A 13,423-nucleotide genomic window follows, 5' to 3' on the forward strand; every position below is an offset into this window, starting at 1 on the left:
TTTCTTGTTAATGTGATAAGAGAATGAACTTTAGGTCACTAAAACGTGGGGAGAATTTTATGTTAGGATATGCGCGGATTGCTACAATCGTCATGATTTGCTTAGTTTACGCAAATCATGTTTCACGTGAAACAGAAAATTTACAAATTTTTGTCGGTATTGCACTTTTTATTTATATTGTGAATCATATCTTGCTTGTAAAAGCAAAAGGGAGTAGGAAACTTGTTTTTTATACCTTGCTCACAAATGGTATTGTCACAGCGTTATTAGGGTTTTTATTTCCCGAGACATGTTTATATTTAATTATATTTGGAATTGATGCGGTAGGATTATTTATTCATGATTGGCGTAAAAGGATGACTTATTTTTTTATCGCTTTTTTCTTTCTTTGTTGGTTTATAAATATACTACATACGTATCAACATACAGAGAGTCTGGAATTGGAGAGTAATGCAATTAACTTTATGTTTATCATTTTCAGTGCTTTAGCTGGAAACTTAATAAAAAAACTTACAGCTGCGCGGAAAATGGTAGATGAGCAATATGAGGAATTAGCATTATCTCATACAGCTTTAAAAGAAGCACATGAACAATTAAGGCTATATGCCAAAGAGGTAGAGGAATTGACGGCGGTTCGGGAGCGAAATGATATTGCCCGAGAAATTCATGATACCGTGGGTCATAATATGACAGCTTTGCTTGTGCAGTTGCAACTAGCGGAAGCGCTATGGAAGCAAAACTCGGATACGACAGAAACGGTTTTACATACATGTTATGAACTGGCTAGAAAGTCACTTCAAGAAGTAAGAGCTTCTGTTCATGCTTTAAAAGAGGAAAGCAAACTAGGAAACATAGTAGAAAATATGCGTGGAATGTTGAATGAATATTCTAAAATGACGAAAGTACAAGCATCTTTTCGATTGCAAGGAGATCCTGTTACAATTCCATTGTCGCTACATCCTACATTACTTCGTATTATGCAAGAGTCTTTAACAAATGCAAAACGTCACGGGAAAGCCAGTTTATGTGAAGTGAGTTTAACTTGTTCAATGAAACAAGTTAAACTCTGTATTTCGGATAATGGTGTGGGAGTCAACGAGGTAAGTCCAGGTTTTGGTTTACTTAATATGAAAGAACGTGTAGAGGAACATGGTGGAACTATTCAATTTGAGAGTGAGATAGAAAAAGGCTTCCAGTTACAGATTGAATTTCCGCTTCAGGAGAAAACATGGGTAATAGGGGGAACGGTATGATTCGCATTATGATTGTTGATGATCAATCACTCATTCGCGATGGTTTAGCGATGTTATTAAATTTACGACCAGAACTTGAAGTAGTGGGAACGGCTACGGATGGAGACGAAGTGATACAAAAAGTGAAAGAGCTACATCCTGAAATTATTTTGATGGATATTCGGATGCCTCGTATGAATGGTGTTGAAGGAACACGTTTAGTTAGAGAACAGTTCCCTCATATAAAGGTTCTTATGTTGACGACATTCAATGATAGTGAGCTTATTTTTGAAGCATTGGAGCAAGGAGCGAGTGGTTATTTATTGAAGGATATGGAGACAGATGCAATCGCGCAAGCAATTTTAACGGTGCATAGTGGCGGGGTTGTGCTTCCTCAGGATATAACAGCGCAAATTATAGAGGAATTAAAAAAGACGAAAGTGGCAGTAGAGTGTAACCCACCAGAACAACTAAAACAATTAACTGAGCGAGAAGTAGATGTTTTAAGAGCAATTGGACTGGGGTTAAATAATAAAGAGATTGCCGAAAAGCTATTTATTACCGAGGGAACTGTTAAGAATCATGTTTCTAATTTGATTAGTAAGCTAGAACTGAGAGATCGAACACAAGCTGCGATATACGCAGTAAGGTATGGCGTCACGATGTACACATGACTTTTGGCATATATAAGTGTGAAAAAGCAGCGGAATTTGCTGCTTTTTTATTTTGTATTTCTATCTTAAGGCTGATGGAGAAGAAAAGAAATTTTTCTACAATGAAAGTGTAGATGAATACAAAGGGGCTGAATCAATATGTTAGTCATAGATCATATTACGAAATCATTTGGCAAGAAGGAAATCGTAAAGAATGTTTCTTTTGAAGTGAAAAAAGGTGAAACATTTGGGTTGCTTGGACCAAACGGAGCGGGGAAATCAACGACGATATCAATGATTTGCGGGTTAATTCCATACGATAGTGGTGATATAAAAGTTGGTGGGAAATCTGTAAAAGAGTATCCATTAGAAGCGAAAAAGAAAATCGGTATTGTCCCGCAAGACATTGCGCTGTATCCGACACTTTCAGCAAAGGAAAATTTAATCTTCTGGGGAAAGATGTACGGTTTAAATGGAAAAGTTGCAAAAGAGCGGGCAGAGGAAGTGTTAGCTTACGTCGGTTTACAGGATCGGGGAAAAGATAAAATTGAAACATTTTCAGGTGGAATGAAAAGGCGTATTAATATTGGTGCAGCACTTATGCACGAACCAGAGTTATTAATTATGGATGAACCGACAGTCGGGATTGATCCGCAATCGAGAAATCATATTTTAGAGACTGTTAAAAAGTTAAATGAAAAAGGTATGACGGTCATTTATACGAGTCATTACATGGAAGAAGTTGAGTATTTATGTGAGCGAATTGCCATCGTTGATCATGGAAAGGTAATTGCACTAGGAACGAAAAGAGAGCTATGTAATCGTCTAACAGATGGGTTTATGGTGAAATTGCAATTAAATCGCTACAGTACGGAACTGCTACAAAAGTTGAAGGCACTACCTGTTGTTGAGCGGATTATTTTTGACGAAGATAGTAGCACGATTGATATTGGACTAAATGGTGGCGAGGCAATTGGCATAGTTGTTTCAGAAGTTGTTGAAAACAAAGCTCAAATTTTAAAACTGGAAGTAAAAGAACCGAATTTAGAGGCACTTTTTTTACAATTAACAGGACGTTCACTTCGTGATTAAGGGGGTTAGTACGAGATGAGAAGTTTCATTATTGCATGGAAAGATTTAAAAATCCGTTTAATTGATCGGCGCGGATTTATGATGATGTTAATTATGCCACTTGTATTAACGGCCATTTTAGGTTCAGCATTAAGTAATGTATTTGAGAGTGGTGGACTACCGAAAACAGTAATTGGCTATTATCAAGAGGGAACGGATGAGTTTGCAGATGTCTTTCAAAAAGATGTATTGCAATCTAAAGAAATAAAAGATGATGTGAAAGTAAAGGTAGTTAATTCTCAGGAAGAGCTTGAAGATATGTTAAAGGGAAAGAAAATCGATGTAGGAATTGTCATCCCAAATAAATGGAGCGAACAAGTACAAGATGGAAAATTAAAAGAACCAAAGGTGCTTATAGACCCATCAAAAGATATACAAGCAAAAATTGCTGAGTCAATGATCCGCTCTTTTTCAGAACGTGTTCAAACAGTCGCAGTATCTACTAAAAGTGTTGTAACAGAATTAGCAAAATCTCAGCAGAGTGATGTAGCACAAGTTGCAAAAGAGGTAAGTGGAAGTCTACAGACGATAGCAACTGCAAGTGTGGGTAACATCCAAAAAGGAACGGTAGGCAAAAAAACAGTTGCAGCGATGCAATATTATGCAGCAGCAATGTTAGTCATGTTTTTACTATATAACATAACAGTAGGTGCAAAGTCAGTTGTAACAGAGCAACGAACTGAAACGTTGGCGCGTTTGTTCAGTACACCGACGAGCTCATTTTCAATTTTATTCGGGAAGTTTTTAGGTACATTACTATTTGCCTGTATACAATTTGGAATATTTATAGTTGCTACACACTTTATGTTTCATGTGGAATGGGGCGCAGATGTGTCTCAAATAGTAGTGTTGGGAATTTCTTATGCAATTTGTGTTTCTGGTTTATCTATGTTAATCGCCGCTTTTATTCGTGAGGAAAAAACGGCAGATTTAATGGGGGGAATCGGTATTCAAATACTAGCTATATTAGGAGGATCAATGTTACCGATTTACGTATTTCCCGATACACTTCAAACAGTTGCGAATATTGCTCCGAATAAATGGGCACTTACGAGCTTCTTAAATATTATGTCGGGAACATCTTGGGATGTGCTATTCCCTGTCATTTTAAGTTTATGTAGTGCAGGAATTATCTCCGTTATGATTGGAACGTTACGTTTACGTACGAGATAGGAGGGGAAATGATGAAGAAAGTTTGGGCGCTTTGTTGGCTAGAATTAAAACAAATTTTAATTAAGCCACAAAGTTATATACTCATGTTTGGAATGCCTATTATTTTTACACTCATTTTCGGTGGACTTTTAGGCGGAAGTGGGAATGAGAAAGTAAATGTTAGTTTAGTAGATAAAGATGGTTCTGTATTATCTGGCAAGTATTATGAGGAAATAAAGAAAAGTGATTTAATTTCTATAGAAAAGGTAACGTATAGGGAAGGGACACAGAGGATCGAAGATAAGAAATCATCTGGTATAATCATCATTCCGAAAGATTTTCAAAAGAGTATGCTAGATGGAAAAGTAGAAAATATCCAATTTCAAGCCAGTGCTGATTTTACGGGTGGAACTTCTGTAGAGCAAGTATTAGCAAGTGCATTAAAAAAGATGGAGATAGAAGTTAGTGCAGCAAGAGATTTTGAGAAGAAAAGTAACACTTCGTGGGAAACGATGTATGAAACAATTTATACAAAAATAGATCCTGTTTCGATTCAAAAAGAATTGATTTTACACGATGATCAAAAGTTAAATAACGTTACAGGGCGAGCGGCAGGTTTTTCAATTCTATTCGTCATGATTGTCATGTTAAGTGCGACGGGAACCATTTTGAAAGCTAGACAACTTGGTGTTTGGTCTCGTTTATTAGGGGCACCAGTTTCAAAAGTTCAAATACTAGCAGGATATATCCTTTCCTTCTTTTTAATAGGGTGGATTCAATTTGGTGTTTTAATGATATTAACGCATTCATTATTTGATGTGCAGTGGGGAAATTTATTAGGGGTTATTACACTCGTTTCAGTATTGCTATTAGCGGTTATTGGTCTAGCTTTATTATTGGCAAGTATCGTGAAAACAACAGAACAGCAGTCCGCACTAGGGAATATCGTTGTAATTTCAACGTGTATGATTAGTGGTCTTTATTGGCCAATTGAAATTGAGCCTTCATGGATGCAAGCGGCGGCAAATTTTGTTCCGCAAACGTGGGCGATGCGTGGCTTTACTGAGTTAATTGTAAGGGGAGGTACATTAGCAGATATAGGAGTATATATTGGTATACTCATTTTATTTGCAGGAGTATTTTTCGTAATTGGTTTAACAAGAATACGTTATGACTGAAAAAAGAAAGCAGAGTTACAGCTTTACGCGCTGAACTCTGCTTTCTTTTTGTGTGGTATCTTCCCTTGTTGAAATTATAATAGCGATCCCGAGCATAATAAAAAAAGCTAAAAAGAGGACGAACTTTGGGAAGAAAGGGAATAGTAATAACGCCCCGACTATCATGATTGTTAATAGCACATAGTGCAGGACATATTGGAATAGGTTGTCCATATTTTCGCCCCCTTCTTGGTAGTTAATTGTTATTATTCTATGCGGGACTATTAGGTAATAGAATGAATTTTTTGCTAAGTTTATTTAAATTAAAGATTGATCAATAATTTCGAAAGAATTCTCAAAATATTTATATAGAAATAATTGACAAAATATACTGAAAGATATAAGCTAATAACCATAAAGTCTACCGGAAAGGTCGGAATAAGATTGTTACCCCTCAAAAACATCTTTTTTTACGTTTAAAACCGACTTTTCCGATTGGCTATGAAATGTTGCTGTGGGAGGCATACATTAGGCAAGCAGTTCATAAGGTGTAATTATTAAAAAAAAGTTAGGGTGGGGACAATGAAGAAAAAGACAAAAAAATGGGCTGGTGTATTTTCGGTATTACTGAGTAGTTCGCTTGTGTTATCTGCTTGTGGGGGACAGGAGGATACGGCTTCTACAGAACCAGTGCAAAAACAGGATTTAAAAGACTCTAAGATTGAAACAATTCCAGCTACAGATAAGAAGAAAAGTCCAGAAAAAGCAAATCAGCGGAAGGACACTTTTATCACGGCTATTTCTAAGCCAGGAGGCGTTTTCTTACCATATTTCCAAGAGAATGGTTGGGATGGAAACGTAACGTCTGTTATTTTTGCATCATTAGTAACAACAGACAAACAAGGTAAACCTGCTCCAGACCTTGCAGAAAAATGGGATATTTCTGCTGATCAGTTAACATATACATTCCATTTACGTAAAGATTTAAAGTTTAGTGATGGTTCCCCTTTAACAGCGGATGACGTAGCATTCACATTAACACTACTCCATGATAAAGCATATGAAGGTGGGGTGGATATTGCTCAGTATGCCATTAAAGGTGGGAAAGAATATAAAGAAGGAAAAGCAACTTCTATTGAAGGAGTTCAAGTTGTTAATCCACAAACAATTAAAATTATAACTGAAAAAGTTAATTCTCAGGCACTAACTGCTTTAGGTGGGTCAGTGTTATCAAAAGCTTATTATGGAAAAGAATATAAACAAAATACAAGTTTAGACTATTTAAAAGCGTTGTATGGGCAACCAATTGCTGCGGGACCATATAAATTTGAGAAATATGTTCCAGGTCAAGAAGTTCGCTTTGTTGCCAATGAACATTATTATGCAGGAAAACCGAAAATCAAAAACTTTATTTACAAAATAACATCAGGTGATACTGGATTCCAATTATTCCAAACAGGTGAACTAGATTATAGTGGATTTAGAGCAAATCCTGAAAATATAGAACAATTAAAAGGATTAGGTTTTGCGAATATTAATCTCGAGTCTTCTAGTGATATCGCTTATATTTATGTGAATAATAAGAAGCCATATTTGAAAGATAAGAAAGTCCGCCAAGCACTTACTTATGGGTTAGATCGTAAGAAGTATGTTGATACAGCTTTACAAGGATATGGTTCTGTTGCTAACGTACCAATTGCTCCAGTTTCGTGGGCATATACGGAAGAAGGAATTAATAAATATCCATACGACGTAGAAAAGGCTAAAAAATTATTGGATGAAGCTGGTTGGAAAGTAGGTTCTGACGGGGTTCGTGAAAAAGATGGTCAAAAATTAAAATTAACATACTACGCATCAAATACAGGAAAAACAAATGATATCTTTATTCCAATTGCAAAAGAAAGCTACAAAGCAATCGGTGTTGAAATAAATCCAGAGCTAATGGACTTTAATACGATGCTTTCAAAAGTGGGAAAAGGTGACTATGATTTAGCAGCGGTTTCAACACCAGGAATTAGTGATCCAAGTGAAGTGGTAAGTGACTACTTATCAACTAACCCAAAAAGTGATACAGGTTATAGTAATCCGAAAGTTGATGAATTAATTGTAAAAGGCATAGAGACGACAGATATTGAAAAACGTAGAGCAGTTTATAAAGAACTGTATAAAGAGTTAAGCGATGATCCACCGGTTATTTTACTAAACTATCGTAAACTACTTTACGCTCACAATGCACGTATACAAGGCATCAATCCAGAAAAATATGATGGTATTAGTTCTAACTTACCAGTGCTATCAGTTGAAAAATAAAGATTAACTGAAATAATAGAAGACATTTTTTCATACAGCAAGGAATAAACGCTGCTTTGAAAAAATGTTCTTCTATTTTTAAGTAAATAGGATTGGGGAGACAAAAGGTGAAAACATACATCATTCGTAGGTTTCTACAAATGATTCCTACATTGTTTGGTACGTCCATTATTATCTTTTTCTTATTTGCACTCTTGCCAGGTGATTATATTGATTCGAATCCAAAGTTAACACCAGAGAGAGCTCAAGAATTAAGGGAACTGTATGGTTTAAATAAGCCGATTATTGAAAGATACTTTCACTGGCTAGGTAACGCACTGCACGGTGATTTTGGCTTCTCATTACAATATCAAGAACCAGTAACATCATTACTTAATAAGTTCATTTGGAATACATTTATTGTTGCAGTTGCAGCTTTATTTTTCACTTGGATTATTGCTCTTATAATTGGTGTTGTTTCAGCAACAAAACAGCATTCATGGTTTGATAGACTTGTAACAATTGGTGTTTTTGCTGCAATGTCATTCCCATCATTTTTTATAGGATTGTTCTTAATTAAATTATTGGCAGTTGATTTAAATTTATTACCAATTGGCGGCATGATTGATATTGGAAGTAATTCGACAGGTATCACATACATATTGGAAGTATTACGTCATATGATTCTGCCTGTATTTATTTTAACGCTTCTCGGTGTAGGGTCATTAACACGATATTTTAGAACAGGTATGTTGGATGTTGTAAGACAAGACTATATTCGTACTGCACGTGCAAAAGGGTTGAAAGAAAGAAAAGTTATTTATAAGCATGCATTGAAAAATGCAATTTTACCAGCGATTACTTTACTTGCGTTTGAATTACCAGGCTTATTTTCTGGCGCAATTATTATTGAACAAATCTTTAACTGGCCAGGGATTGGAAGTATTCAATTAGAAGCATTGAACTTTCGTGATTATACAGTATTAATGGCATTTACGATGTTTCTTTCTTGTTTAACAATTATGGCGAACTTTTTTGCAGATATTGTATATGGGCTTGTTGATCCACGAATTCGACTGAAGTAAGGGGGGGAAGATATGGAGACTATTACAACAATAAAGAAAAAGAAAGAACCGAAAAAAAGAAACGAATCATCACCATGGCATCAAGCCTATAAAAAAATAAAGCAAAATAAGTTGGCATTGTTTGGTTTATACATTTTAATATTTATGTTTTTATTTAGTTTCATTGGTCCAATCTTTTCACCATATGCTTCGGGGACAGTACAAGTAACGCAAATCAATAAACCACCTAACCTTTCACATTGGCTCGGAACAGACCAATTAGGACGGGACATTTTAACTAGGCTTATGCAAGCAGGACGTATTTCATTAACAATCGGTTTAGCATCGATGTTACTATCTGTTATACTCGGTGCTCTGTTAGGAGCCATTGCTGGTTTTTATCGTGGCATTGTAGACCATCTAATTATGCGTATTGCAGATGTGTTAATGTCCATTCCAGGATTACCGTTGCTTATTATAATGGGGGCAATTTTATCAGAATGGAAACTACCATCAGAATATCGGTTATATGTCGTAATGATTATTTTAAGTTTAGTAGGATGGCCAGGACTTGCACGCCTCGTACGAGGTCAAATTTTAACGCTGCGGGAGCAAGCATTTATGCAGGCAGCGGACGTCTTGGGATTAAAAGATTCTCGTAAAATTCTCCATCATTTAATTCCAAACGTTTTTCCAATATTAATTGTTGTAGCGACGTTAGGTGTGGCAGGATCTATTTTAAGTGAGTCTGCACTAAGTTACCTAGGACTTGGCGTTGTCCCGCCTACACCATCGTGGGGAAATATGATTAGTGCAGCAAACTCATTAATCGATTTCCAAAAGCGTCCGTGGTTATGGATCCCGCCTGGTTTTGCAATCTTTATAACAGTTGTATCAATTAATATACTTGGCGATGCACTTCGTGATGCATTAGATCCAAAGATGAAGCGGTAGGTGAGAAAGCATGAGTAGAGCAGTAGTAGAGCTAAAGGATTTACAAACACACTTTCAGACGGAAGAAGGTACAGTAAAGGCTGTCAATCATGTTAGCTTTTCAGTTCGAGAAGGTGAAACAGTTTGTGTAGTAGGCGAATCAGGTTGCGGGAAAAGTGTAACGGCTTTATCTATTATGGGACTTATTGCTGAATCTGGCGGCATCGTTGGTGGTGACATTCTTTATGAAGGAAAAAGTCTTTTAGGAATGAAAGAGAAAGAACTTCGTAGTTTAAGAGGAAATGATATCGCGATGATTTTCCAGGAACCGATGACATCACTTAATCCGGTCTTTACTGTTGGAGAGCAAATTGTTGAGACGTTAAGAGAGCATGAACTACTTAGCAAAAACGAAGCATACAAAAAAGCAATTGAATTAATTCGTAAAGTTGGTATTGCTCGTGCTGATGAAATTGTCCATTCTTATCCGCACGAATTAAGCGGTGGTATGTTACAACGTATTATGATTGCTATTGCACTTAGTTGTAATCCAAAGTTATTAATTGCAGATGAACCGACAACAGCTCTAGACGTTACGATTCAAGCGCAAATATTAGACTTACTAAGACAAGTAAAAGAGGAATTTAAAACGTCCATTTTATTAATTACACATGATCTAGGTGTTGTAGCGGAAATGGCTGATTACGTTGTTGTTATGTATGGTGGAAAAGTTATTGAAGAGGCACCGGTACTAGAAATATTTCAAAATCCGAAACATCCATATACGCAAGGGTTGCTGAAATCAAAACCAGTAATGGGGAAACGAACAGAGAAACTTTATTCTATTCCAGGGCAAGTTCCAAATTTAGTTGGCTTAGATGAGTTTTGCTACTTTAGTGGCCGCTGTGAACATTGCATGGAAATATGCAAAAATGAAGCGCCAAATCTTAATGTGCATGACGAGGATCATAAAGTAGCTTGTTGGTTATATGAGGAGCGTGCTGGGCAATGAGTGAACCATTATTAGAAGTGAAGAACTTAAAAACGTATTTTCCGATTAAGGGCGGCGTATTTAGTAGAACGATTGGACATGTGAAAGCGGTAGATGGGGTAAGCTTTACAATTGATAAAGGAGAAGTGTTTGGCCTTGTAGGAGAGTCTGGAAGTGGGAAAACGACGATAGGAAAAACAATTCTCCGTCTCGTTCAAAAAACAGAAGGTGAAGTGAAATTTAAAGGTCAAGATGTTCATGCTTTATCAAATGAGGAGCTGAGAAAGCATCGTCCTAATATGCAGCTCGTCTTTCAAGATCCATTTAGCTCATTAAATCCAAGAATGAGAATTGGAGAAGCGCTTGGTGAGCCAATGTTGGCTCACGGACTAGCGACGAAAGAAAATGTCCGTGCAAAGGTGATAGAAGTATTGGAGTTATGTGGTTTAGCGCCGTATCACATTGACCGGTACCCTCATGAGTTTTCCGGTGGGCAACGTCAGCGTATCGTTATTGCAAGGGCGATGGTATTAGATCCAGAATTTATTGTAGCTGATGAGCCTGTTGCGGCATTAGATGTATCTATTCAAGCGCAAATCATTAATTTGTTTAGTGAATTACAGGAGAAAAAGGGATTATCCTATTTATTCATTTCACATGATTTAAGTGTTGTGGAGCACTTATGTACGAAAATTGGAATTATGTATTTAGGAACTATTGTCGAAACAGCACCACGTGATGAGTTATTTGCGAATCCGCTTCATCCATATACAAAAGCATTGTTATCAGCAGTGCCAATACCGGATCCAACAGTTAAGCGAGAACGGATTATTTTAGAAGGGGATATTCCAAGTCCTGCAAATCCACCATCAGGTTGCCGTTTTCATACACGTTGCCCCTTTGCTACAGATATTTGTAAAACGAATGTACCAGAATTCCGTAATTTGGGTGAAGATCATTTTGTTGCTTGTCATCATGTGTAAAAGAAAAGGACTCTTTCAAAATGTGAAAGAGTCCTTTTTTTACCCCGCATTAACGGGCAGTAAGACTCCCACCTGAAAATTCGACACATGCGGGGAAGTTAGGTGGGAGATTAACTGCCCGTAAAAGCCCGATTGGTTCAACTAATAATCAGAGGAACCCCACCTCTGATTAAAGTTGAACTTTATTTACTAGATGAAGTTTGTTTCAATACAAATTGCTCGATTGCATGAGCAACACCATGTTCATTGTTTGTTAATGTTACAACGTCACATAGTTTTTTGACATCTTCTTCGGCATTTCCCATTGCAACTGATAAGCCAGCTACTTGTAGCATTGGCACATCATTAAAGTTGTCACCGATTGCAACAGTATCTTCAATTGGTATATTGAAATAAGCTGCCATTTCTTGTAGGCCGTTCCCTTTATGACCATGCTTATCCATAATTTCTACATTAGTAGGAGCTGATGCGGTAACTGAAATGTCCGTATCTTCTTGTAAAGTTTGCAATAGCTGCGAACGATGAGCAGCATTAAATGTCAAAATAAAGAATTTAGATATTTCTAATTCTGGATTATTTACGACATCTTCTATTTTTTGGAAATCAGTAATTAAGTTAGATTTCTTTTGTTTTTCTGTAATTCTTTCAAGTTCCTCAAGTGTAACATCTAGTGTATGTTTATTTTCTTCGAATGCCTGCATAACTTGACCTTGCCATGTATAAGGAGAATAAACCCCTTTATTTGTGTACAACTTATATGGAAAACCTTCAGATTCTAGTAATTTTGCAAGCTTGTATACTTTATCATTTTGTAAACAACGCGAGTTAATTACTTTTCCGTCCACATAAACAATTGCCCCATTGCTTGCTCCAACTGGAAGAGATAGTTTATATTCTTCCAATAATTTCAAAGCATCCTCTTTCGCGCGGCCAGAACAAATCATTACAATATGACCAGCCTCTTTTGCGGTTTGGATAGCTTGTAAGTTCTCTTTGGAGATTTCAAGATTAGATGATAGTAGTGTACCATCCATATCTAGTGCGATTAATTTCAAAATGACCACCTCTTTGTTTCCATTATACATAGTTATATAGAGGAAACATATAAACTTATCTTGGAAAGATAGTATTTTATCCCGCATTAATTTCTAGTAAAAGTGCGATTGGTGAGGGGAATAATTAGTAGGGAATGAAACTCTCGTTGATTAAAGTTTCACTTTGGTTTTTAACAAAATAGAGATGAATAATATTATATTTCGCTTTATGACCTTAATGTTACACTAGTGTTACAAATGTGATTGTAGTAGAAAACGCATTAAAACAAGGTTTTTGAGTGTTTATTAAAAAAAACGTAAAAAAAGTGTAATAAAATTTACGTAATTATATTGCAACGTAATAATAGTTATGTTACATTATTGTTACAAACGTTACGTAATTAATTTCAATGTAACGTTAACATGAAAACTATGAACTAATCATTTCTTAGTAATTACATATAGATAACTTATAAAAAAGGAGAATGAATGATATGAACAACGAGCAAGTATTAAACGTAACAAAAGGTGACTTCTTAGGATCAGCAAGTGGAGCAGTAGTATTAACAGCATTAATCGTATTTCTATCAAGCGTATTAGTATAATAGAAGTTTTGTAACAAAAGATAAATGAAGGGAGAATGAAAGATATGAAAGAGCAAGTATTACAAGTAACAAAAGGTGACTTCGTAGGATCAGCAAGTGGAGCGGTAGTATTAACAGCATTAATCGTATTTCTATCAAGCGTATTAGTATAATAGAAGTTTTGTAACAAAAGATAAATGAAGGGAGAATGAAAGATATG

Annotated in this window: 14 protein-coding genes; 12 read left to right on the plus strand and 2 right to left on the minus strand. The window is 36.1% G+C overall.

What is annotated here, in order from left to right:
• Positions 1–59: 59 nt before the first annotated feature.
• The 5 genes from ABH960_RS26490 (at position 60) to ABH960_RS26510 (ending at position 5,346) form a co-directional block, all read left to right on the plus strand.
• Positions 60–1,253 (plus strand): sensor histidine kinase, encoded by a 1,194-nt coding sequence (locus tag ABH960_RS26490; protein ID WP_078185466.1) that lies wholly within the window; start codon positions 60–62, stop codon positions 1,251–1,253.
• Complete coding sequence (locus tag ABH960_RS26495; protein ID WP_063218196.1) at positions 1,250–1,906, plus strand: response regulator; 657 nt, start codon at positions 1,250–1,252, stop codon at positions 1,904–1,906. Before ABH960_RS26490 ends, ABH960_RS26495 begins: the two co-directional genes overlap by 4 nt.
• 138 nt (positions 1,907–2,044) lie before the next feature.
• Positions 2,045–2,977, plus strand: coding sequence for an ABC transporter ATP-binding protein (locus tag ABH960_RS26500; protein ID WP_000960163.1), 933 nt, complete (start codon positions 2,045–2,047; stop codon positions 2,975–2,977).
• 15 nt (positions 2,978–2,992) lie between these two features.
• Positions 2,993–4,189 (plus strand): ABC transporter permease, encoded by a 1,197-nt coding sequence (locus ABH960_RS26505; RefSeq protein WP_219300616.1) that lies wholly within the window; start codon positions 2,993–2,995, stop codon positions 4,187–4,189.
• A gap of 11 nt (positions 4,190–4,200) precedes the next feature.
• Complete coding sequence (locus tag ABH960_RS26510; protein WP_219300614.1) at positions 4,201–5,346, plus strand: ABC transporter permease; 1,146 nt, start codon at positions 4,201–4,203, stop codon at positions 5,344–5,346.
• Positions 5,347–5,361: 15 nt separating this feature from the next.
• On the opposite strand, the gene ABH960_RS26515 is transcribed toward ABH960_RS26510, so the two are convergent.
• Positions 5,362–5,559: a hypothetical protein gene (locus ABH960_RS26515; RefSeq protein ID WP_000369259.1), complete on the minus strand. Its 198-nt coding sequence runs from the start codon at positions 5,557–5,559 to the stop codon at positions 5,362–5,364.
• 348 nt (positions 5,560–5,907) lie between these two features.
• On the opposite strand from ABH960_RS26515, the gene ABH960_RS26520 reads away from it, so the two are divergent.
• The 5 genes from ABH960_RS26520 (at position 5,908) to ABH960_RS26540 (ending at position 11,585) form a co-directional block, all read left to right on the plus strand.
• Positions 5,908–7,635, plus strand: coding sequence for an ABC transporter substrate-binding protein (locus ABH960_RS26520; protein ID WP_404449373.1), 1,728 nt, complete (start codon positions 5,908–5,910; stop codon positions 7,633–7,635).
• A 107-nt stretch (positions 7,636–7,742) separates the two neighbouring features.
• Complete coding sequence (locus tag ABH960_RS26525) at positions 7,743–8,699, plus strand: ABC transporter permease (RefSeq protein WP_061689743.1); 957 nt, start codon at positions 7,743–7,745, stop codon at positions 8,697–8,699.
• Positions 8,700–8,711: 12 nt separating this feature from the next.
• Complete coding sequence (opp4C, locus tag ABH960_RS26530) at positions 8,712–9,632, plus strand: oligopeptide ABC transporter permease (RefSeq protein WP_404449376.1); 921 nt, start codon at positions 8,712–8,714, stop codon at positions 9,630–9,632.
• Positions 9,633–9,642: 10 nt separating this feature from the next.
• Positions 9,643–10,623, plus strand: coding sequence for an ABC transporter ATP-binding protein (locus ABH960_RS26535; protein WP_404449378.1), 981 nt, complete (start codon positions 9,643–9,645; stop codon positions 10,621–10,623).
• Positions 10,620–11,585, plus strand: coding sequence for an ABC transporter ATP-binding protein (locus ABH960_RS26540; protein WP_404449380.1), 966 nt, complete (start codon positions 10,620–10,622; stop codon positions 11,583–11,585). Before ABH960_RS26535 ends, ABH960_RS26540 begins: the two co-directional genes overlap by 4 nt.
• Before the next feature lie 182 nt (positions 11,586–11,767).
• Here the strand turns inward: ABH960_RS26540 and ABH960_RS26545 are convergent, their stop codons facing one another.
• On the minus strand, positions 11,768–12,640 hold the full coding sequence (locus tag ABH960_RS26545) for a Cof-type HAD-IIB family hydrolase (protein WP_071744529.1): 873 nt from the start codon (positions 12,638–12,640) through the stop codon (positions 11,768–11,770).
• A 473-nt stretch (positions 12,641–13,113) separates the two neighbouring features.
• Here ABH960_RS26545 and ABH960_RS26550 point away from each other — a divergent pair, with 473 nt between their 5' ends.
• Positions 13,114–13,224: a DUF3948 family protein gene (locus ABH960_RS26550; RefSeq protein ID WP_001058532.1), complete on the plus strand. Its 111-nt coding sequence runs from the start codon at positions 13,114–13,116 to the stop codon at positions 13,222–13,224.
• Positions 13,225–13,259: 35 nt separating this feature from the next.
• Entirely contained in the window at positions 13,260–13,376 is a 117-nt protein-coding gene (locus ABH960_RS26555; protein WP_000654250.1) for a DUF3948 family protein, read from the plus strand.
• The last annotated feature ends 47 nt before the right edge of the window (positions 13,377–13,423 follow it).

The organism is Bacillus sp. RC252, from assembly GCF_044909215.1.
In the GTDB taxonomy this organism is placed as follows: Bacteria; Bacillota; Bacilli; order Bacillales; family Bacillaceae_G; genus Bacillus_A; species Bacillus_A mycoides.

Bases quoted from the DNA above. Each gene is read 5' to 3' on its own strand.
- ABH960_RS26515 (WP_000369259.1), bottom strand. From the start codon at position 5,559: ATGGACAACCTATTCCAATATGTCCTGCACTATGTGCTATTAACAATC.
- ABH960_RS26510 (WP_219300614.1), top strand. From the start codon at position 4,201: ATGAAGAAAGTTTGGGCGCTTTGTTGGCTAGAATTAAAACAAATTTTA.
- ABH960_RS26540 (WP_404449380.1), top strand. From the start codon at position 10,620: ATGAGTGAACCATTATTAGAAGTGAAGAACTTAAAAACGTATTTTCCG.
- ABH960_RS26550 (WP_001058532.1), top strand. From the start codon at position 13,114: ATGAACAACGAGCAAGTATTAAACGTAACAAAAGGTGACTTCTTAGGA.
- ABH960_RS26555 (WP_000654250.1), top strand. From the start codon at position 13,260: ATGAAAGATATGAAAGAGCAAGTATTACAAGTAACAAAAGGTGACTTC.
- opp4C (WP_404449376.1), top strand. From the start codon at position 8,712: ATGGAGACTATTACAACAATAAAGAAAAAGAAAGAACCGAAAAAAAGA.
- ABH960_RS26500 (WP_000960163.1), top strand. From the start codon at position 2,045: ATGTTAGTCATAGATCATATTACGAAATCATTTGGCAAGAAGGAAATC.
- ABH960_RS26520 (WP_404449373.1), top strand. From the start codon at position 5,908: ATGAAGAAAAAGACAAAAAAATGGGCTGGTGTATTTTCGGTATTACTG.
- ABH960_RS26495 (WP_063218196.1), top strand. From the start codon at position 1,250: ATGATTCGCATTATGATTGTTGATGATCAATCACTCATTCGCGATGGT.
- ABH960_RS26490 (WP_078185466.1), top strand. From the start codon at position 60: ATGTTAGGATATGCGCGGATTGCTACAATCGTCATGATTTGCTTAGTT.
- ABH960_RS26535 (WP_404449378.1), top strand. From the start codon at position 9,643: ATGAGTAGAGCAGTAGTAGAGCTAAAGGATTTACAAACACACTTTCAG.
- ABH960_RS26505 (WP_219300616.1), top strand. From the start codon at position 2,993: ATGAGAAGTTTCATTATTGCATGGAAAGATTTAAAAATCCGTTTAATT.